A 16,769-nucleotide genomic window follows, 5' to 3' on the forward strand; every position below is an offset into this window, starting at 1 on the left:
TAGCTTGCCTAGATCGAGGCCTTCCTCGCCCAGATCGGTCGAATAGACATTGAAGCTTTCAGTGGTCAGCATCAGTTCGATCGCCTTGGCGGTCGTCGGCTCGTCCTCGATCAGCAATACGCGCATTGATCAGCCCCGTTTCCCTCTGGTGCCCGTGGCCGAATGTCGCGTTAACCAATCTCGTTCTCAACGAAAAAGGTGACTTATCCGTAGTGTTACTGAGGCCGAATTTTTTCAGGACCGCTCCTGGGATTAATCATCACCAAACCGGATTATGCAGATTGATGTTTCTACCACTACCCCTGACCAATCGTCAGCGTCTTGGCAGCTCAGCGCCTGATTTAAATGGCTGACATGGTGGCGTGAGAGACAAGGCGGCTTTTGGGTCAAGAAGGCTCGATAGCCGCCATACGCTTCACCAAAGCCGGCATGCTATCAGGTAGGCAGGCAGCCATAGGCTCTCCTCCGCATCGGGCCGGGCGGCCATCCCGATGCCGGGCCGCGCATCGCGCACGTCACGGCGCCATGAACGCGATCATGGCACCCTATGCAGATCCTGCTCAGCTAACTGGTGAAGTCGTCCAGATCGGCGTGATCGCGTCGGTCGATCATGCGGCCGGTACCTGCACCGTCATCATCGGTGACCTGACCACCGGCGACCTGCCCTGGCTTGCCGGGCGCGCTGGCGGCGTGAAGATTTGGTCGCCGCCGTCGGTCGGCGAGCAGGTGCTGGTGCTATGCCCAGAAGGCGATCTCGCGCTCGGTGTGGTGCTGTCCGGCCTGCCGTCCGATGCCAACCCTGCCCCGTCCGCCTCGGTGGACCTGGTGCTGATTGAGATGCCCGACGGCGCCACCCTGTCCTACGATCACGCCGCGCATGCGCTTGCGGCGGCCTTGCCCGCCGGCGGTACCGCCACGGTGGATGCGCCGGGCGGTCTGACCATCAACGCCGACGTCACGATCAACGGTCGCACGATCATGAAGGGCGATGCCACGGTCGACGGCAGGCTTGCCGCCAGCACCGACGTCACCGCCGCCGGCATCAGCCTGAAGTCGCACCTGCACTCCGGCGTCCAGACCGGCGGCGCCAAGACCAGGCCGCCCGAATGACCGGCATGTCCCGCAACGCCGGCACCGAACTCGACGGCCTCGACCATATCCGCCAGTCGGTTGGGGATATCCTCGGCACCGCTGTCGGCACGCGCGCCGGCCGCCGCGACTATGGCTCGCTGCTGCCCCAGCTGATCGACCAGCCCATGAACGGCGCCGGCCTGCTGCGCGTCTATGCCGCGACCGCACTGGCGCTCGCCCGCTGGGAGAACCGCCTGCGCCTGCGCCGCGTCCAGCTTGCCGCCGGCGAGCGCCCCGGCGCCGCGACCCTGATCATCGATGCCGTGCGGACGGACACCGCCGCCGGCCGCGCCGCCCGCCTCGTCCTGCCCCTTCAGCCCTGACCCTCCCAAGGAACTGCCCATGGCCTTCAAGCACGGAATCACCATTGCCGAGATCACCAGCGGCGCCCGCACCCTGACCGCGATCTCCACCGCGATCATCGGCCTGGTCGCCACGGCTGACGATGCGGACCCCGCCGCCTTCCCGCTCGATACTCCGGTGCTTGTCACCGACATCGAGACGATGATCGGCAAGGCGGGCGCGTCCGGCACGCTGGCCACCGCGCTGCGCGCGATTGCCGACCAGACCCGCCCCGTCATGGTGGTGGTGCGCGTGGCCGAAGGGAACGCCCCGGCCGATCTGGCCGGCAACGTCATCGGCACCACGCAGGCCGATGGCCGCCGCACCGGCATGCAGGCACTGCTGGATGCCAAGGACATCATCGGCATCAAGCCCAAGATCATCGGCACCCCCGGTCTGGAATCGCAGGCGGTCACCGCTGCCCTGGCGGTGGTGGCGCAGAAGCTGCGCGGCTTCGCCTACGCCCGCGCGATCGGCACCACCGTCCCTGAGCTGATCGCCTATCGCGGCCAGTTCAGCGCGCGCGAGCTGATGCTGCTCGCCCCCGACTTCATCGCCTTCGATCCGGTGGCGAAGGCCAACATCACCAGCTTCGCCGCCGCCCGCGCCATGGGCCTGCGCGCGCTGATCGATGAGCAGGTCGGCCCGCACAAGACGCTGTCCAACACCGCCGTCGCCGGCGTGCTGGGCGTCACACAGCCGATGCGCTGGGACATCGAGGATCAGTCGACGGACGCCGCGCTGCTGAACTCCAAGGAAGTGACGGCCGTCGTGCGCACCGATGCGGGCTTCCGCTTCTGGGGCAACCGCACCACGGCCGAGAGTGGCGGCCCCTTCGCGTTCGAAGGCACGGTGCGCGTGGCCCAGCTGCTGACGGACACCATCGTCCAGGGCATGCTGTGGGCGATCGACAAGCCCCTGACGCCCAGCCTGGCCAAGGACATCATCGAGACGGTGAACGGCCTGTTCCGCGGGCTGAAGGCCGCCGGCGTGATCCTGGGCGCCAATGCCTGGTTCGACGAAGCGAACAACGATGTCGCGGGCCTGCGCGCCGGCAAGCTGCGGATCGACTTCGACTACACCGTGCCGCCGCCGCTGGAAGACCTCGGCTTCAATCAGCGCATCACCGACGCCTACTTCGCCGACTTCAGCGCGCAGCTGGCGGCCGACGTCTGACCGCCACCACCGCCTGACATTTCTCGCCTTTTCTGGCCCCGCTTTCACAGGAGTTCGCCACCATGGGTATGCCCCGCGTCCTGAAGGACATGATGCTGTTCAACGAAGGCCTCGCCTACCAGGGCGAGGCGAAGACCGTCACCCTGCCCACCCTCTCCCGCGCCATGGAGGAATATCGCGGCGCCGGCATGAGCGGCACCGTCAGCATGGACATGGGCATGGAGGCGATGGAGCTGTCCTTCACCTGCGGCGGTCCGATGCGCCAGGTGCTGCGCCAGTGGGGCACGCCGACCGTCGACGGCGTCTATGTCCGCTTCGCCGGCAACTACCAGCGCGATGACACCGGCGACATCGACCATGTCGAAGTGATCGTGCGCGGCCGTCATTCCGAGATCGATATGGGCGACCAGGAGACCGGTGAAGCGAGCGACTTCAGCGTCACCATGGCGCTCGCCTACTACAAGCTGGTCTGGAACGGCCGCGTCGAACTGGAGATCGACCCGCTCAACATGATCGAGTCCGTCAACGGCATCGATCGCCTGGCCGAACGCCGGGGCCTGCTGGGCGTCTACTGATCGCCGGCGTGATTAGGCCCGGCCGTGCGCCCGGCTGCCCTTCCCTGCACCTAACATCTGGATCTCGCCATGACCTCCGCCGTCCTTTCCCGTACCGTCACCCTCGACACGCCGATCCAGCGCGGCGAGACCACCATCGCCACGCTGCAGCTGCGCAAGCCCAAGTCGGGCGAACTGCGCGGCCTGTCCCTGGTCGACCTCGGCCAGCTGAAGGTCGATTCGCTGACCAAGATCCTGCCCCGCGTCGCGCAGCCCACCATCACGGAGGCGGAAGCGGCCAATCTCGATCCGGCCGACCTGCTGGCCTGCGGGGCGGAGATCGGCGGTTTTTTGCTGCAGAAGTCGCAGCGCACGGATGTCCTCGATCGGTAGACGACGCGATGGCGGACGTGGCGATCATCTTCCACTGGCCGCCCGCTGCGATGGACGGGATGCCCCTGTCCGAACTGATGGGCTGGCGCGCGCAGGCTGCGCGCCGGTCGCAAGCTCCTGACAAACCCGCATCCGGAAAGCGCTGATGGCCGATCGCAACCTGCGCCTGCAGATCATCCTGGAAGGCCTCGACAAGCTGACCGCCCCGCTCCGCCAGATCTCCGGCGCCTCCACCGGCGCCCGGGCCGATCTGGCGCAGCTCGGCACCGAACTGAAGGATTTGGAGAAGGTCCAGCGCAAGGTCGGCGAGTTCCGGCAGCTGAAGACCGGCCTGCGCGACAGTGAAGCGGCGATGCACCAGGCACAGGCCCGCGCCACCGCGCTCGGCCGGGATCTCGCCCAGACCGAAAACCCGACCCGCAAGATGCGGCAGGAGTTCGAAAAGGCGCGCCGCAGCGCCGACCAGCTGAGCGATGCGCATCGTCAGCAGCAGGTGCGCCTCAATGCCCTGCGCTCCGATCTGTCGGCCGCCGGCGTCTCCACCCGCGACATGGCCAGCGAGGAGCGCCGGCTGCGCGGCGAGATCGACCGGGTGAACGATGCCATGCGCGAGCGCACCACGCATCTGGAGCGCGCCGGCCGCGCCCAGCGTGACGCGCAGAAGCTGCAGGATCTGGGCGGCAAAGCGACCGCCGCCGGCATCGGCATGATCGCCGCCGGCACCGCCACCGCCGCCCCGCTTTTCATCGCTACCGAACAGGCCATGACGCTGGAAAGCGCAATGGCGGACGTGCGCAAGGTGGTCGACTTCCCCAGCCCCAAGGCCTTCAGCCAGATGTCGACCGACATCCTGGACATGAGCACCCGCATCCCGATGGCGGCGGAAGGCATCGCCCAGATCGTCGCCGCCGCCGGCCGCGCGAACGTGCCCCGCAAGGAACTGCTCGGCTTCGCGGAGGATGCCGCCAAGATGGGCGTCGCCTTCGAGATGGAGGCGGCCGACGCCGGCGAGACCATGGCCAAGTGGCGCACCGCGTTCGGCATGGGGCAGGACGGCGTGGTCGCGCTGGCCGACCAGATCAATGCGCTCACCAATGCCTATGGCGGCAATGTCGGTGGCGTGACGGAGATGGTCACCCGCATCGGCCCGCTCGGCAAGGTGGCCGGCGTGGCCGCGCCGCAGATCGCCTCCATGGCGCAGCTGTTGTCCGCCGTGGGCGTGGAGAGCGAGATCGGCGCCACCGGCATCAAGAACATGATGCTGGCGCTGACTAAGGGCGAGGCTGCCACCAAGTCGCAGAACGAGGCGTTCTCAGCGCTGGGGCTGAACGCCGTCCAGGTCGCGAAGGACATGCAGCGCGACGCCGGCGGCACGATCCTGTCCGTCATGCAGCGACTGCAGGCGCTGCCGAAGGAAGCGCAGGCCGGCATGCTGACCGAGCTGTTCGGCTCGGAAAGCGTGGCGGCGATCGCGCCCATGCTGACCAGCCTCGATCAGATGCGGACGAACTTCGCCATGGTCGGCGACAGCAGCAAATATGCCGGCTCCATGAACCGGGAGTTCCTGGCCGCCACCGCCACCGCCACCACCGCGGGCGCCACCGGGCTTGCCGGCAACGCCCTGTCCGCGCTCAACATCACGCTGGGTCAGTTCCTGCTGCCGACCGTAGTGGCCGTGGCGAGAAACGTCACCTCCGCTGCCAACACCATGCGCGACTGGGCGGCGGAGAACCCGCGCCTGTCCAAGGCGCTGATGATCTTCATGGCGCTTGGTGCCGGGCTGCTTTTCCTGCTGGGCGGCCTCGCTCTCGCCTTCGGCGCTGTGTCGATGGCGGCGGCCCCGCTGGTCGGCATCCTCGGGATCTCGATCGGCGCGCTGTTCGGGTGGATGATCGCCATCGTCGCCGCAATCGCGGCGGTCGGCACCGCTGTCTACATGATCTACGACAAGTGGGAGGCGATCACCGGATGGTTCGCCGGCCTGTGGGAAGGCCTGAAGAAGATCGTCAGCGGCGCGTTCGACGCCTTCGTGCAGTCATTCCTGACCTTCCACCCGCTCGGCTTGTTGATGCGTGCCCTGCTGCCGGCGCTGGCGTACCTCCGCTCGATCAACCTGGGCCAGATCGGGCGCGAACTGATCAATGGCCTGATCGCCGGTATCACCAACCGCCTGGGCGCGCTGAAGACCACCGTGATGGATGCCGCCAGCTCGGTCGCCAACTGGTTCAAACAGAAGCTAGGCATCCACTCACCATCGCGCGTCTTCGCCGAACTGGGCGGCTTCACCATGGCCGGCCTGGAACAGGGCATTGCCCGCAACACCTCCGGCCCGCTGTCGCGCATCACGGATCTGTCCAGCCAGATGACCCGCGCGCTGGCGGTCGGCGCCACCGCCGGCAGCATGGCCCTGGCACCCGCCGCCGCCGCCGCAGCGGCCCAGGCGGGCACCACGTCGGCCTCCGCAATGTCAGCCGGCGGCGACACCTACAACTTCCACATGCACTTCGGATCGGGCGACCCGACCGACATCGAGGACGCGCTCCGCCGCGCGCTCGACAAGATCGAGCGGGAGCGTCGCGGACGCGGCTTTGGGGACGATGGAGACTGATCGATGCACCTGATGGCCCTCGGCATGTTCCTGTTCGCGGTCGGCCGGCTCGGCGTGGACGAGCTGCAGCGCCGCAGCGATTGGCAGCACGCCCGCAGCCCGCGCATCGGTGCGCGTGACGCCGCGCAGTTCCTCGGCCGCGGCGACGAGACGATCAGCCTGTCGGGCGTCGTCTATACCGAGCTGGTAGACGGCCGCGTGTCGCTGGACGAGCTGCGTGGCATGGCCGATGCCGGCGACACCCTGCCGCTGGTCGGCGGTGACGGTACGGTCTGGGGCAGCTTCGTCCTGCTGGCGATCGACGAAAAGCACACCAGCTTTTTGGCGGACGGCACGCCGCGCCGGATCGACTTCGGCATCGAGCTGCTGCGCCTGGACGATCCTGCCCCGCCCGCAGCGGAGCCGGCGGCATGATCGTCACCAACATCCCCGATTGGCGCGTCACGCTGGACGGCGTGGATCTGACCGATCGCATCCGCCCGCGCCTGGTCTCCCTCAGCCTGTCGGAGAAGCGCGGCGACGAAGCCGACCAGCTCGATATCGTGCTGTCCGATGCCGATGGCCAGCTGGCCATCCCGCCGGAAGGCGCGGTGCTGCGCGTCCACCTGGGCTGGCGCCAGGGGTCGGACGTCATTCCCGGGCTGATCGACAAGGGCGCCTTCAAGGTGGACGATGTCACCCATTCCGGCCCGCCCGACCAGATCGCCATCAAGGCCCGGGCGGTCGACTTCACCAGCGACATCCGCAACCGCCGCTCGCACAGCTGGAGGCGCACCACGCTGGGCGCCGTGCTGCAGGCGGTCGCTGGTCGCAATGGTCTGACAGCCCGCGTGGCGGCAGATCTAGGCGCGATCAGCCTGCCGGCGGTCCACCAGAGCCGAGAAAGCGATATCGCCTTCCTGCGCCGCTTGGGCCGCGAACACGACGCCGTAGCGACCATCAAGGCCGGGACGCTGATCTTCGCCCGCACGGGTGCCGGGCGCACCACCAGCGGACAATCCCTGCCGACCATCGCGCTCACGCGCCGAAGCGGCGATGGGCACAACTGGCAGCGGCAGAAGCGCGAGGAGCAGAAGGGTGTCACCGCCACCTGGCAAGATCGCCGCGCCGCCAAGCGGCAGGCCGTTACGGTCGGCGCGGCCGACGGGGCGAAGCGCCTGCGCCGCGTCTATCCGGACGAGGCCAGCGCCCGCCGGGCGGCCGAGGCGGAACGCGCCCGACTGGCACGCGCACCGGCCACGCTGGACATGCAGCTGACGCTCGGCCGCCCGGACGCATTCCCGGAGGCACGGGTCACAGCCAGTGGCTTCAAGCCGGAGATCGACGCCACCACCTGGTTGATCAGCGAGGTGACGCACCGGCTCGATAAGAGCGGCGGCTTCCGCACGGATCTGCGGATGGAAACCGCAGGCTAGTTGTCCGGATATTCCTCGTCCGGGTAGAAGTCCGGCTCGGCATCCACGTGGCTGAACTCGTCTCCGCCATGATCGACCAGCATGGCATCCGTCAGCACCGGCGCATCGCCGTCGAACGCAACCCGTATCCACGCCCCGAACGCTGCCTGTCGCTGGAACACCGCCTGCACTTCGCGCTCGCGCAGCATGCCCCCTATGCGCGGCGCGCGCTCGGCCGACAGATAGCCGATCTGCACGCCCCGGCAGGACAGCACGGCTATGGCATGGGGATCATGCTTGTTCTTTGGTTCCGGCCGCAGCTCCACCGGCTCACCTGGTGCGCAAAGCAGGATTTCGAACTGGCGGTTCGACTTGTCGGCATTTGGGTGATGCGCACCGACGACGGCGAGTGAGAGGGCTGGCAGGCGATCAGTCACGATTACGGCTTGGCGAACTCAACATCGCTGTCAGGCACTCCTGCCCGCTCTGCCAGACCGAGGAGATACAGCCGGCATGACGCTTCTGCGTTCGCTGCCGCCGTTTTATAGTCGAGATACTCCGATGCATTGGAAGGCCGGTCGTCGCCGTCCAAGATGGTCTGCACCATCTCCATGGCGGCCTTACGCTCGCTTGCGGCCTGTCCACACGATGCGAGCGCCTGCTGCCCAAGGGATCTGTCGGCGGCAGGAAGGCGATCGGCCAAATCGTTGCGCTGCAGTTCAGTGACGGCGTTCCCACAGTCGGAGATAGCCCGCTTGGCTTCTTGGTAGGCGTCGATTGGTCGAGCCCTGCCCGACCGGATTTTATCGATCGATTCTTGCGTGAGGTCAGCGGAACCCCCGCAGACGATCGTCTGCATCACGGTAAGGCGCGCGAAGCTGACTATTTCGTCTTGCGCTGGCGTAAGCTCGCCGCTGGTCGATGCGGTCGTGGAATCTGCTTGAGCGTCCTGCGCCTCCGCTCCGTCTCCCACTGCAGCAGTCTCCTGTTCCGCCGGCGGGGGCATGATGAGGGCCGTTGCGACGAAGAGGACCAACGCGACCCCAAACCCGGCGAAGGCTCGCTTCCTTGTTCCAAGACGCAGCTTCGGCAGTGGGCGGAACAGTGCCACGAACGAAAGCACGAAAACAGCTAGGCACGCCAGCAGCGTGCAGAACGCTAGAAAATCTCTCATTGACCCCTTCGAAAGCCGCCCTTGAAGCGCCCCCTACATTCGCCGTACGACACCGACCACGCGCCCGATCACGAACAGTTCGCCGTCAGCTGCTGTGGCATCACGTACCTGCGGATTGTCAGCCATCAGGCGATGGGTGCCATCCGGTTCGACGCGCACCCTCTTGATCATGCCCATCCCGGAATAGGATAGCGCCCAGACCGCTTCCTGCCGGTTAACGCGGCGCTCCGACCGATCGATCAAGATGATGTCGCGATCATTAATGGTCGGGTACATGCTGTCGCCAAACGGACGGGCGAAGGTCAGCAGCGGTGCGGCCGTGCTGGTAAGGGCAGCAACCCACTCCTGCGGCACCCAACGCTCGACTTCGGTCACATGGCTTTCGTCGAGGAATGACGCGCCCATGCCGATGTCGAGATCGATCTCGTTGACGCGGACCAAGCCCATCTCGGTCGCGATCTCTGCCGGTGTCGGTGGGATGAAAGCATCCTCAGCAGAATCATCGATGTCGCCGCGAAGATAGGCGGCTGTCGTCTGTAGCACTCTGGCAATCTTATCCAGGTTGGTGGTCCCGGCCTGCTCGCCCGACTCTAGCTTGCCGATAGTCGGCTGCGTCAGCCCGACCATCTGGGCCAGCGCCTTTTGCGTAAGGCTTAGCTCTCGCCGCCGCGCTCTGATCCGTTCACCGGTAGACATAGCTCTCAATATTCCGGCCGGAATATAAGGAAAGCCACGGATGCGAGTTGACGGAGACATTCCTATTGGAATATAGCTTTGGCATGGCACACGCTCTCACCCCGTACGAAGCCTTGCTGGCTGTGCTCGACGCCGCGGGTTCGCAGCTCGCATTGGCCGAGATATGCGGCGTCCGGCAGGGCACCGTTTCCAAGTGGGTCAACATCACCAAGCGCCTGCCCGCCAAGTACGCCATGCAGGTTTCGAAAAAGACCGGCGTTCCGTATTGGTTGCTGGCACCAGACTTTTACCCCCATGCGTTGCCCTCGCCTGTCGACGTACCGGGCGAGGATTGCAGCCCCATTTTGGCCGGCCGTGATCGCGCTGTCGCTTTCGATCGGCAAGCGGAAACGAAGCTGACGGGAACGGGCCAGTGACCAAGGTCCGCGATCCATACGATTTCCCCAAGGCGATCCAGACTATCGGCAAGCTGATTGGGTGGGACGTCGCCGGCGCAATGTTCGGCGTCACAGGCCGAGCAGTGGAGTTCTGGGGCGATGATGACAAAGGCACGCTGCCGACCTTGGCGCAGGCCTTCGCGCTGGACGCCGCCTATGTCGCTGCCGGTGGGAACTACGCTCCCATCCTGGAGAGCTACGCCCGCCAGTTCGACGCCAAGCTGGTGCAGGCGGTCGCGTGCCGTCTGCTGCTGGCAAGAGATGTCGCCGAGCTGGCGCGGGAAAGCGGAAAGGCAATGAGCGAGTGCATCGCCGCCCTCGATCCGAACGCCACACCGGCCCAGCTGAAAAAAGCACTTACCGAAATCGAGCAAGTAGACGCGATCATCCCGCGCATTGCCGGTCGGATCAAAGCCCTTCTGTGCGGCAACGGGGCTGCGCCGGAGATCACCGAGGGGGAAAACGCACATGAGTAGTGCAAACCGATTGCCACACGTCACCTGTCCGGCATGCGCCGGCCGGGCTTTTGCCAAAACCACCGGGAAGACCAGCGCGTTGTTCCGGGAGGTTTACTATCATTGCCGCAATCCGGATGCCTGCGGCCACGTCTTCGTGGTCGAGATGGTCGCCATCCGCGCGGTGCGACCCAGCCGCTATCCCAAGCCGCTCCATGCGCTGCCCATGACCGAATGGCGCAAGGCAGCGAACGATCGTGCCGACAACGATAACACGACCGGCGCACCGGAGAGCGTTGCCGGTACCTAACTGCCTGACCTGACCGCGTAGGTCGCGGTCCGATCCCCTTCCCCGCTATTTCTGCCCGGCTCGCTTCCGGGATCGCCCCGCTTTGCCTGTCACCCTGCTGGAGAATCGCGATGTTCCTGCCTGTCGACATCACTCCCACGCCGCTCACCACCTTCACCTACATCTGTCACCGCTGCGACGCGGAAGAGAACCGCCCTTTTCCGCTGCTGCCCGCCAGCTGGACGGCGGCGCTCAGCGACGAAATCGAATGCGCGGTCTGCCCGGATTGCACCGCCGCCGCTCACCAGCGTGCCGAGCAGGCCTCAGCCGCCGAGATGCGGTCCGAAGCTGCCGCTCAGGCGACCATCACAGCCTCGCTGGAGCGACAGGTCGCTCTCGGTGCCCGCCTGGTGGATGGCACCTTGTCCGCGATCCACCCGACCATTGCCGTACTGTTCGGCATCGGCTTGGCCACGCAACTCAGCAAGCTGGGAGACGTCCTATGAACGCCTCCGTCCACAGCGTCCGCCGCCCTGGCGGACCCCGCGAAACCCAGATGCAGATGCCGGTCGAACTGCCGACGAAGCGCCGCCCCGCCGACGAACGCCTGCGCCTCCTGATCGAACGCGTCGAGCGTCTAGAGGAAGAGAAGAAGGGCATCTACGACGACATCCGCGACGTATACGGTGAAGCGAAAGCCACCGGCTATGACGCCAAGATAATGCGCCAGACCGTGCGCCTCCGGAAGATGAAGCCGGATGCCCGCCGCGAAATGGAAGCGATCCTCGAAACCTACAAATCCGCGCTGGGGCTCGCCTGACCATGCCCCGCAACTTCCGCCACCTTCACCCGATCGGCTGCACCTGCTGCGCCTGCACTCCCGTGGCGCAATCGCGCGCCAGCTTCACCATCCGCGCCCTGACCCGCGCCCGGCTGCTGGTCGCCGCCCTGCTCGCCATCCCATTCATCATCGCGCACGCCTTCGCCTGCGCCCGCGGAGACAACCGATGACCCCCGCCGCCGAAAACAGACCGCAACTGCAGCCCGCTGGTCGCACCGGTCGCATGCTCAAGATCGACGAGGTTGTGGATCAAACATCGCTGAGTCGCAGCGCGATCTACCGCGCGATCGCCGCCGGCACCTTCCCGCCAAATCGGCAGATCGGCCGAAAACGCGTCGCTTGGGCGGAGTGCGACATCGATGCCTGGAAAGAACGTCGCTTTCCTTTCCCCAACTAATTCCGGGGGCCTCGCTGGGGGCCTCAACAGAACCAATAACGAGAAAAGCCATGTCCGTTCAGCAGCTTAGCGCAACCGCCAGTATCCTGCCGCCCCAGCCAGCTTTCGATCAGATCCTAAGCATCTGAAAAGCTATATGTTTCCTTGCGAGTCAAGACCTCGTGGCACCCCGCCGTGGCACCTTGTCGCGGTCTCGATGCCGGCATCATGAATCGCTCTGATTCTAGATGCAAGGCGCTGGCCTGGCTGTCACCGCTTCTCCACAAGCCTATGCACAGCTGGAGTCATCGACGCGTGTGAAACCGGCTACAGTTCCACTACGCCTGGCGGCGCTCCATAATGCCTGATTGCTCGCTTGCCGTCAGCGCGATCGCCTGCTGCAAGAACCGTGTCGCGATCCGATCGTCAGCGGTAGGTGCCCACCGCGCACGCCGCCTCCAGCTCACCCGGCCGCATGGCGTCCGCGCCTGCTGCTTGCCACGCGCTCCTCTCGCACCTTCGCGCATGGCCGCACGTGTTGGGCGTGTCGGCAGCCTCCCGAGGTGGCGAAGCTGAGCGAAAAGCGCTCGGAGAGGCCGAGCCAACCAGGCCGTTGGCACGTCAAGCACCGTCACTTGATGCTGGGTGATGCCTGGAGGCTGCCGATTATCCGGGCAGCGATCTCGGTTCAGGATGATCCAACGCAAGTACGGCCCGTCCGTGGCGGAGCTGGGCCGCGTCGCGCGACGGCGGGAGGCCGAACTGTCGCGCATATTCCCGGCTGAACTGGTTGGGGCTCTCATAGCCAACGTCGAAGGCGATCGCAGTGGTATTTTCTTTTCCGGCGATGAGCAGCGACCGCGCATGGAGGAGCCGAACCTGCTTCTGGTACTGCAGGGGGCTGAGCGCCGTGACCGCCTTGAAGTGCCGGTGGAAGGCCGAGACGCTGAGCGCGGCCATATCCGCAAGGGCTTCCACGCGCAGCGGCTTGGCAAAGTTTTCCCTGATCCACTGTATCGCAACACCGACGCGCGACAGCGCCGTGTCCGGCGTCGCGATGTCTCGCAGCATCCAACCCATGGGGCCCTGCAGGACGCGGAACAGGATTTCACGCTCGTAAGCGGGCGCAAGGGCGGCAATCTCGTCTGGCCTGTTTATCAGACGCAGCATCCTGACCCATGCGTCAAGCAGGTCGGGTGTTACTGGCGCGACCGAGAAGCCGGGCGCGTAAAGGCTGCCTCCGGCAGGTTTCAACAAATCGACCAACAGATTGGCAACGATCGCCGGCTCCAGCGTCAGGCTGACGGCAAGGTAGGGTTGCCCGTCTGCGGATGGATGAACCGAGCCGACCGCCGGCAGATCGACTGACATCACGAAATATGTCGCCGGGTCGTAGCGGAAGGTCTGGTCGGCGACAGACATCGTCTTGGATCCGGTGAGGATCAGGTTGACCATGGGATCGTAGACCGCAGCTAGCTGGTGCTCCGGGATCTCGCCTTGCACCATAGCCACGCGCGGGATGCCCGTCTCTGTCCGGCGGTTCTCTGCCCTGGCTGCGAGAGCGCGGAGTTCCTGAAGCCGATCGTCCATGCGCTCCTTGTCCCATCCTGCCTGAGCGACAGCAACACAAAAGCACAATCAGGCAAGTGTCCGGCAGAATCGAGTGAGCGCGCCAGGGCTGGCCACTGCACAACGCTGTTCATCCAATCTGTAGGAGCAGCAATGAGCATCGTCATCATCACCGGCGGCAGCCGCGGCCTCGGGGCCAGCGCCGCCATCCAGTGCGCCAAGCACGGCATGGGCGTCGTCCTGACCTACAACAGCAACCCGGAGGCGGCGGCACGGATCGTCGGCGCGATCGAAGCGGATGGGGGAAAGGCGAACGCCCTGCAGCTCGATGTGGGCGACAGTGCCAGCTTTCCAGGCTTTGGCGACGAGGTCCGGAATGCGCTGCAGGCGAGTTGGGGCCGCGACACTTTCGACGCACTCGTCAACAATGCCGGTTACGGCGTCTATAACCCGATCGCCACGGTGACGGAGGAGGAATTCGACGGACTGTTCCGTGTGCATTTGAAGGGCCCGTTTTTCCTGACGCGAGCCTTGCTGCCGCTGATGGCCGACGGCGGCCACATCGTGAATGTCGGTAGCGCCACCACCCGGGTCGCAACCGCTGGCGTTGCGCCCTATGCCTCCTTCAAGGGCGGCCTGCAGGTGCTGACCCGCTACATGGCCAAGGAGTTCGGCGATCGTCGCATCCGCGCCAATTCGATCGCGCCCGGTGCGATCAGGACCGATCTGGGCGGCGGCCTCAATGACGAGTTCGAAGCCATGCTCGCGGGCCAGACGGCCTTGGGCAGGGTCGGCGAGCCGGACGATGTGGGCTGCATGATCGCCAGCCTCCTGTCGGACGACAATCGCTGGATCAACGCCCAGAACATCGAAGTCTCTGGCGGCTACATCATCTGAAGGAGGGCCCCATGCTCGACCACATCTTTCTGACCGTGAGCGATACCGATCGCTCGATCGCCTTCTACGAGCAGGTGCTGCCCGTGCTCGGCATTGCCCGGCGCCTCGACTATGATGGCAAGGATGGCCCGCCCGGCCATCCCGACCTAAAGGGCTTTGGCGCGGAGGGCCGGATGTTCTTCTGGCTGCGGCAGGGCGAAGCTGCACCAGGCGCCGTCCACGTCGGCTTCATTGCCGCATCCGCGGCGATGGTGGACGAGGCGCACGCCGCCGCCATGGCCGCCGGGGCTGCCCAGATCCATCCGCCGGGACCGCAGCTGCACTACGATCCCCGCTACTATGCTGCGCAGGTCCGCGACCCGGACGGCTATAGCCTCGAATTCGTCTTCAAGAGCTGGCAGCATGACGACTGAGGCCGGGACCGGCGGCGACCTGCGCCCTGTCGTCGACAGATTCATCGCCGCGACAAACGCCTTCGACGTAGAGGCGGCGCTTGCGCTGTTCGCTGCCGACGCCGTGATCGACGATCCGTCCACGGGCTCCCGGTTCGACGGGCAAGCCGGCGTGCGCGACTATGTCGAGCGGTTCTTCCTCGGCTATCAAACCGCCACCCGGCTGCTCTCCATCACGAGCATCGGTGAGCGGCAGGCGCGCATACGCGTCGATTTCACCGGCGACTTCGGACACGAAATCGGTCTGCTGGAGATCGTGACAGATCCCGCAGGGCTGATCGTCCGCATCGATGCCGATTTTGAATAATCCGAAAGAAAGTACTCAACACGATGAACAGGCTGATGATCTATGGGGCCGCCGGCTACACCGGCCGCATGGCGACCGCAAATGCGAGAGCGGCCGGGGTCGAGGTGGTTCTCGCGGGCAGACCGGGGGACGAGAGCAGGTTGGAGGCACTGGCTGCGGAGATGGGCGCCGAGTATCGACTGTTCGCGGTCGACGATGTTCCGGCGCGGGAACGGGCGCTTTCCGGCATCGCCGTGCTGCTCAATTGCGCGGGGCCATTCATGCGGACGGCGGAGCCGCTGATCCAGGCCTGCCTTTCCGCCGGCGCGCACTACCTCGACATCGCGGCCGAACTGGACAGCTATCGTCTCGCGGAGCGGTACGATCAGGCCGCACAGGCGGCTGGTGTCATGCTTCTACCGGGCAGTGGCGGTAGTGTCGCGATGCTCGGATGCCTCGCCGGGCATGCCGCGCGGCGGGTGGCCAGCCCGTGCAAGCTGAGCATCGCCCTCCATGTGGCGGGCGGCTTCTCGCGTGGATCGGCGGTCAGCGCGAGCGAGAACGTGACAACGGAAACGCTCCACAGGGTAGACGGGGAACTCGTGAGCCGGGCATCAGACGAGGTACGTGAATTCGACTTCGGCGATGGGCCCGCCACTGCCTTCCCGGTCACCCTGCCCGAACTGATCACGATCTCGCGGGCCACCGGCATCCCTAACATCGATACGTATGTGCATGTGACAGATGGCGCCTTTCCCGAAGGCGATCTCGCGGCGATGCCGGATGGTCCCACGCGAGAGCAGCGAGAGGCCAATCGCTATCACGCGGCAGTCGAGGTCACGGGCGAGGACGGCACCGTCGTGCGCTCCATTCTCGACACCGTGAACGGCTACACATTCACGACGCTGGCGGCCGCGGAGGCAGCGCGACGCGTGGTCGGCGGAGAAGTCCAGGCAGGGTTCCAGACTCCCGCCGGGCTGTTCGGCGACGGCTTCGCCGAAACGATCGCCGATACCACCATCGTCGATCTTTGATCGACGATGCCCACTTCTCAGTTGCGGATGCGGGCGATCAGCGACTCGATGATGCGGGCAAAGCGGTCGGGATCGTCGAATGCGCGAGCGACGAGCATTGCGCCGTATACCGCCGCCATGAAGTCCTCCGCCTCCATATCGGGGGACTGATCCAGACGCACTGATCCTTGCTGGACACCAAGGGTCAGTACGTTCCGGAGCCACTCGGCAAGGTCGGCGAAATGGCCTTGAACCGCTGTCGCAACTTGGTCTGGCAGGCTCGGCAGCTCGGCCGCCAGCACACCTGCAAGGCAAAAGGGTGCGCTCTGATCCCGAATGCAGCGTTCCCAGTATCCGGTGTAGGTGAGCAGCTGGTCCATCGCGTCCGGTGAACTCTCCTTCACTGCCGTGATCTGGGCACGGATCCTGGCACGGCCCTGCTCGACGACAGCCATGACAAGATCCACCTTCGACGGGAAATGATGGTGGATGCTCGGCTTCCGGATGCCGTAGCGCTGTGCCAGATCCGCGTAGCTGAAGCCGTTATAGCCGCCGCGCATGATCAGTTGCGTGGCGCCATCGACCAGCTTCCCCGCGGTATTACCAACTGCAGCACTCACGAACCTACCTCCTGATAGGTTGGGTATAGAGCGAACTCCGCGGCGTGCAAATCGTACGCAGCGACG

General features: G+C 65.6%; 26 protein-coding genes. 20 read left to right on the forward strand and 6 right to left on the reverse strand.

Annotated features, from left to right (window positions below; translation table 11 throughout):
- On the reverse strand, positions 1–126 hold a 126-nt coding region (locus D5S08_RS15275; RefSeq protein WP_145963214.1), incomplete at its 3' end, for a response regulator.
- A gap of 411 nt (positions 127–537) precedes the next feature.
- Here D5S08_RS15275 and D5S08_RS15280 point away from each other — a divergent pair.
- The 9 genes from D5S08_RS15280 to D5S08_RS15320 all read left to right on the forward strand — a co-directional run bounded on the left by D5S08_RS15280 (position 538) and on the right by D5S08_RS15320 (position 7,619).
- Complete coding sequence (locus D5S08_RS15280; RefSeq protein WP_121120096.1) at positions 538–1,110, forward strand: phage baseplate assembly protein V; 573 nt, start codon at positions 538–540, stop codon at positions 1,108–1,110.
- Entirely contained in the window at positions 1,107–1,454 is a 348-nt protein-coding gene (locus D5S08_RS15285; protein WP_121120064.1) for a GPW/gp25 family protein, read from the forward strand. The genes D5S08_RS15280 and D5S08_RS15285 overlap by 4 nt, the downstream gene beginning before the upstream one ends.
- Before the next feature lie 19 nt (positions 1,455–1,473).
- Complete coding sequence (locus D5S08_RS15290; protein ID WP_121120065.1) at positions 1,474–2,649, forward strand: phage tail sheath subtilisin-like domain-containing protein; 1,176 nt, start codon at positions 1,474–1,476, stop codon at positions 2,647–2,649.
- 62 nt (positions 2,650–2,711) lie between these two features.
- Positions 2,712–3,224 (forward strand): phage major tail tube protein, encoded by a 513-nt coding sequence (locus D5S08_RS15295; protein ID WP_121120066.1) that lies wholly within the window; start codon positions 2,712–2,714, stop codon positions 3,222–3,224.
- Positions 3,225–3,293: 69 nt separating this feature from the next.
- A complete protein-coding gene (locus D5S08_RS15300; RefSeq protein WP_121120067.1) occupies positions 3,294–3,596 on the forward strand; it encodes a phage tail assembly protein in 303 nt (100 codons plus the stop codon).
- Between the two features lie 8 nt (positions 3,597–3,604).
- Positions 3,605–3,742, forward strand: a complete 138-nt coding sequence (locus D5S08_RS15305; RefSeq protein ID WP_121120068.1) for a GpE family phage tail protein — start codon at positions 3,605–3,607, stop codon at positions 3,740–3,742.
- On the forward strand, positions 3,742–6,204 hold the full coding sequence (locus D5S08_RS15310; RefSeq protein WP_121120069.1) for a phage tail tape measure protein: 2,463 nt from the start codon (positions 3,742–3,744) through the stop codon (positions 6,202–6,204). The genes D5S08_RS15305 and D5S08_RS15310 overlap by 1 nt, the downstream gene beginning before the upstream one ends.
- Before the next feature lie 3 nt (positions 6,205–6,207).
- Positions 6,208–6,618 carry a phage tail protein gene (locus D5S08_RS15315; protein WP_121120070.1) on the forward strand — a complete coding sequence of 137 codons (411 nt, stop codon included), beginning with the start codon at positions 6,208–6,210 and terminating at the stop codon, positions 6,616–6,618.
- Complete coding sequence (locus tag D5S08_RS15320; RefSeq protein WP_121120071.1) at positions 6,615–7,619, forward strand: contractile injection system protein, VgrG/Pvc8 family; 1,005 nt, start codon at positions 6,615–6,617, stop codon at positions 7,617–7,619. Before D5S08_RS15315 ends, D5S08_RS15320 begins: the two co-directional genes overlap by 4 nt.
- On the opposite strand, the gene D5S08_RS15325 is transcribed toward D5S08_RS15320, so the two are convergent.
- From D5S08_RS15325 to D5S08_RS15335, 3 genes are read right to left on the reverse strand one after another with little or no spacing between them, the layout of a single operon-like run.
- Complete coding sequence (locus tag D5S08_RS15325; RefSeq protein ID WP_241557463.1) at positions 7,616–8,035, reverse strand: HIRAN domain-containing protein; 420 nt, start codon at positions 8,033–8,035, stop codon at positions 7,616–7,618. The genes D5S08_RS15320 and D5S08_RS15325 overlap by 4 nt on opposite strands.
- 2 nt (positions 8,036–8,037) lie before the next feature.
- Complete coding sequence (locus tag D5S08_RS15330; RefSeq protein WP_121120072.1) at positions 8,038–8,772, reverse strand: hypothetical protein; 735 nt, start codon at positions 8,770–8,772, stop codon at positions 8,038–8,040.
- 33 nt (positions 8,773–8,805) lie between these two features.
- Positions 8,806–9,528 (reverse strand): S24 family peptidase, encoded by a 723-nt coding sequence (locus D5S08_RS15335; RefSeq protein ID WP_121120073.1) that lies wholly within the window; start codon positions 9,526–9,528, stop codon positions 8,806–8,808.
- A gap of 23 nt (positions 9,529–9,551) precedes the next feature.
- Between D5S08_RS15335 and D5S08_RS15340 the strand changes: the two genes are divergently transcribed.
- From D5S08_RS15340 to D5S08_RS15370, 7 genes are all read left to right on the forward strand, one after another.
- Entirely contained in the window at positions 9,552–9,884 is a 333-nt protein-coding gene (locus D5S08_RS15340; RefSeq protein ID WP_121120074.1) for a transcriptional regulator, read from the forward strand.
- Positions 9,881–10,381, forward strand: coding sequence for a hypothetical protein (locus D5S08_RS15345; RefSeq protein ID WP_121120075.1), 501 nt, complete (start codon positions 9,881–9,883; stop codon positions 10,379–10,381). The genes D5S08_RS15340 and D5S08_RS15345 overlap by 4 nt, the downstream gene beginning before the upstream one ends.
- Positions 10,374–10,670: an ogr/Delta-like zinc finger family protein gene (locus D5S08_RS15350; protein WP_121120076.1), complete on the forward strand. Its 297-nt coding sequence runs from the start codon at positions 10,374–10,376 to the stop codon at positions 10,668–10,670. The genes D5S08_RS15345 and D5S08_RS15350 overlap by 8 nt, the downstream gene beginning before the upstream one ends.
- 110 nt (positions 10,671–10,780) lie before the next feature.
- The gene (locus D5S08_RS15355; protein ID WP_121120077.1) at positions 10,781–11,155 is read left to right on the forward strand and encodes a hypothetical protein; all 375 of its coding nucleotides are present in this window, start codon (positions 10,781–10,783) and stop codon (positions 11,153–11,155) included.
- Positions 11,156–11,205: 50 nt separating this feature from the next.
- Positions 11,206–11,469 carry a DUF2312 domain-containing protein gene (locus tag D5S08_RS15360; RefSeq protein ID WP_175578956.1) on the forward strand — a complete coding sequence of 88 codons (264 nt, stop codon included), beginning with the start codon at positions 11,206–11,208 and terminating at the stop codon, positions 11,467–11,469.
- Positions 11,470–11,471: 2 nt separating this feature from the next.
- The gene (locus D5S08_RS15365; RefSeq protein WP_121120078.1) at positions 11,472–11,660 is read left to right on the forward strand and encodes a hypothetical protein; all 189 of its coding nucleotides are present in this window, start codon (positions 11,472–11,474) and stop codon (positions 11,658–11,660) included.
- Positions 11,657–11,887: a helix-turn-helix transcriptional regulator gene (locus D5S08_RS15370; RefSeq protein WP_121120079.1), complete on the forward strand. Its 231-nt coding sequence runs from the start codon at positions 11,657–11,659 to the stop codon at positions 11,885–11,887. The genes D5S08_RS15365 and D5S08_RS15370 overlap by 4 nt, the downstream gene beginning before the upstream one ends.
- A 645-nt stretch (positions 11,888–12,532) precedes the next feature.
- On the opposite strand, the gene D5S08_RS15375 is transcribed toward D5S08_RS15370, so the two are convergent.
- Positions 12,533–13,456, reverse strand: coding sequence for an AraC family transcriptional regulator (locus D5S08_RS15375; RefSeq protein ID WP_121120080.1), 924 nt, complete (start codon positions 13,454–13,456; stop codon positions 12,533–12,535).
- A gap of 132 nt (positions 13,457–13,588) precedes the next feature.
- Here D5S08_RS15375 and D5S08_RS15380 point away from each other — a divergent pair, with 132 nt between their 5' ends.
- The 4 genes from D5S08_RS15380 to D5S08_RS15395 are packed head-to-tail and all read left to right on the forward strand — an operon-like array spanning position 13,589 to position 16,104.
- Complete coding sequence (locus tag D5S08_RS15380; RefSeq protein ID WP_121120081.1) at positions 13,589–14,332, forward strand: SDR family NAD(P)-dependent oxidoreductase; 744 nt, start codon at positions 13,589–13,591, stop codon at positions 14,330–14,332.
- 11 nt (positions 14,333–14,343) lie between these two features.
- Complete coding sequence (locus D5S08_RS15385) at positions 14,344–14,745, forward strand: VOC family protein (RefSeq protein WP_121120082.1); 402 nt, start codon at positions 14,344–14,346, stop codon at positions 14,743–14,745.
- On the forward strand, positions 14,735–15,091 hold the full coding sequence (locus D5S08_RS15390; protein WP_121120083.1) for a nuclear transport factor 2 family protein: 357 nt from the start codon (positions 14,735–14,737) through the stop codon (positions 15,089–15,091). The genes D5S08_RS15385 and D5S08_RS15390 overlap by 11 nt, the downstream gene beginning before the upstream one ends.
- Before the next feature lie 23 nt (positions 15,092–15,114).
- Positions 15,115–16,104, forward strand: a complete 990-nt coding sequence (locus D5S08_RS15395) for a saccharopine dehydrogenase family protein (protein ID WP_121120084.1) — start codon at positions 15,115–15,117, stop codon at positions 16,102–16,104.
- A gap of 17 nt (positions 16,105–16,121) precedes the next feature.
- Here D5S08_RS15395 and D5S08_RS15400 read toward each other — a convergent pair whose 3' ends face one another.
- Positions 16,122–16,703, reverse strand: a complete 582-nt coding sequence (locus D5S08_RS15400; protein WP_121120085.1) for a TetR/AcrR family transcriptional regulator — start codon at positions 16,701–16,703, stop codon at positions 16,122–16,124.
- Positions 16,704–16,769: the final 66 nt, after the last annotated feature.

Source organism: Croceibacterium ferulae (assembly GCF_003660445.1).
In the GTDB taxonomy this organism is placed as follows: domain Bacteria; phylum Pseudomonadota; class Alphaproteobacteria; order Sphingomonadales; family Sphingomonadaceae; genus Croceibacterium; species Croceibacterium ferulae.

What these genes read in the sequence shown, in the direction of transcription:
- D5S08_RS15280 (WP_121120096.1), top strand. Translation starts at nt 538, where the DNA reads ATGGCACCCTATGCAGATCCTGCTCAGCTAACTGGTGAAGTCGTCCAG.
- D5S08_RS15285 (WP_121120064.1), top strand. Translation starts at nt 1,107, where the DNA reads ATGACCGGCATGTCCCGCAACGCCGGCACCGAACTCGACGGCCTCGAC.
- D5S08_RS15290 (WP_121120065.1), top strand. Translation starts at nt 1,474, where the DNA reads ATGGCCTTCAAGCACGGAATCACCATTGCCGAGATCACCAGCGGCGCC.
- D5S08_RS15295 (WP_121120066.1), top strand. Translation starts at nt 2,712, where the DNA reads ATGGGTATGCCCCGCGTCCTGAAGGACATGATGCTGTTCAACGAAGGC.
- D5S08_RS15300 (WP_121120067.1), top strand. Translation starts at nt 3,294, where the DNA reads ATGACCTCCGCCGTCCTTTCCCGTACCGTCACCCTCGACACGCCGATC.
- D5S08_RS15305 (WP_121120068.1), top strand. Translation starts at nt 3,605, where the DNA reads ATGGCGGACGTGGCGATCATCTTCCACTGGCCGCCCGCTGCGATGGAC.
- D5S08_RS15310 (WP_121120069.1), top strand. Translation starts at nt 3,742, where the DNA reads ATGGCCGATCGCAACCTGCGCCTGCAGATCATCCTGGAAGGCCTCGAC.
- D5S08_RS15315 (WP_121120070.1), top strand. Translation starts at nt 6,208, where the DNA reads ATGCACCTGATGGCCCTCGGCATGTTCCTGTTCGCGGTCGGCCGGCTC.
- D5S08_RS15320 (WP_121120071.1), top strand. Translation starts at nt 6,615, where the DNA reads ATGATCGTCACCAACATCCCCGATTGGCGCGTCACGCTGGACGGCGTG.
- D5S08_RS15330 (WP_121120072.1), bottom strand. Translation starts at nt 8,772, where the DNA reads ATGAGAGATTTTCTAGCGTTCTGCACGCTGCTGGCGTGCCTAGCTGTT.
- D5S08_RS15335 (WP_121120073.1), bottom strand. Translation starts at nt 9,528, where the DNA reads ATGTCTCCGTCAACTCGCATCCGTGGCTTTCCTTATATTCCGGCCGGA.
- D5S08_RS15340 (WP_121120074.1), top strand. Translation starts at nt 9,552, where the DNA reads ATGGCACACGCTCTCACCCCGTACGAAGCCTTGCTGGCTGTGCTCGAC.
- D5S08_RS15350 (WP_121120076.1), top strand. Translation starts at nt 10,374, where the DNA reads ATGAGTAGTGCAAACCGATTGCCACACGTCACCTGTCCGGCATGCGCC.
- D5S08_RS15355 (WP_121120077.1), top strand. Translation starts at nt 10,781, where the DNA reads ATGTTCCTGCCTGTCGACATCACTCCCACGCCGCTCACCACCTTCACC.
- D5S08_RS15360 (WP_175578956.1), top strand. Translation starts at nt 11,206, where the DNA reads ATGCAGATGCCGGTCGAACTGCCGACGAAGCGCCGCCCCGCCGACGAA.
- D5S08_RS15365 (WP_121120078.1), top strand. Translation starts at nt 11,472, where the DNA reads ATGCCCCGCAACTTCCGCCACCTTCACCCGATCGGCTGCACCTGCTGC.
- D5S08_RS15370 (WP_121120079.1), top strand. Translation starts at nt 11,657, where the DNA reads ATGACCCCCGCCGCCGAAAACAGACCGCAACTGCAGCCCGCTGGTCGC.
- D5S08_RS15375 (WP_121120080.1), bottom strand. Translation starts at nt 13,456, where the DNA reads ATGGACGATCGGCTTCAGGAACTCCGCGCTCTCGCAGCCAGGGCAGAG.
- D5S08_RS15380 (WP_121120081.1), top strand. Translation starts at nt 13,589, where the DNA reads ATGAGCATCGTCATCATCACCGGCGGCAGCCGCGGCCTCGGGGCCAGC.
- D5S08_RS15385 (WP_121120082.1), top strand. Translation starts at nt 14,344, where the DNA reads ATGCTCGACCACATCTTTCTGACCGTGAGCGATACCGATCGCTCGATC.
- D5S08_RS15390 (WP_121120083.1), top strand. Translation starts at nt 14,735, where the DNA reads ATGACGACTGAGGCCGGGACCGGCGGCGACCTGCGCCCTGTCGTCGAC.
- D5S08_RS15395 (WP_121120084.1), top strand. Translation starts at nt 15,115, where the DNA reads ATGAACAGGCTGATGATCTATGGGGCCGCCGGCTACACCGGCCGCATG.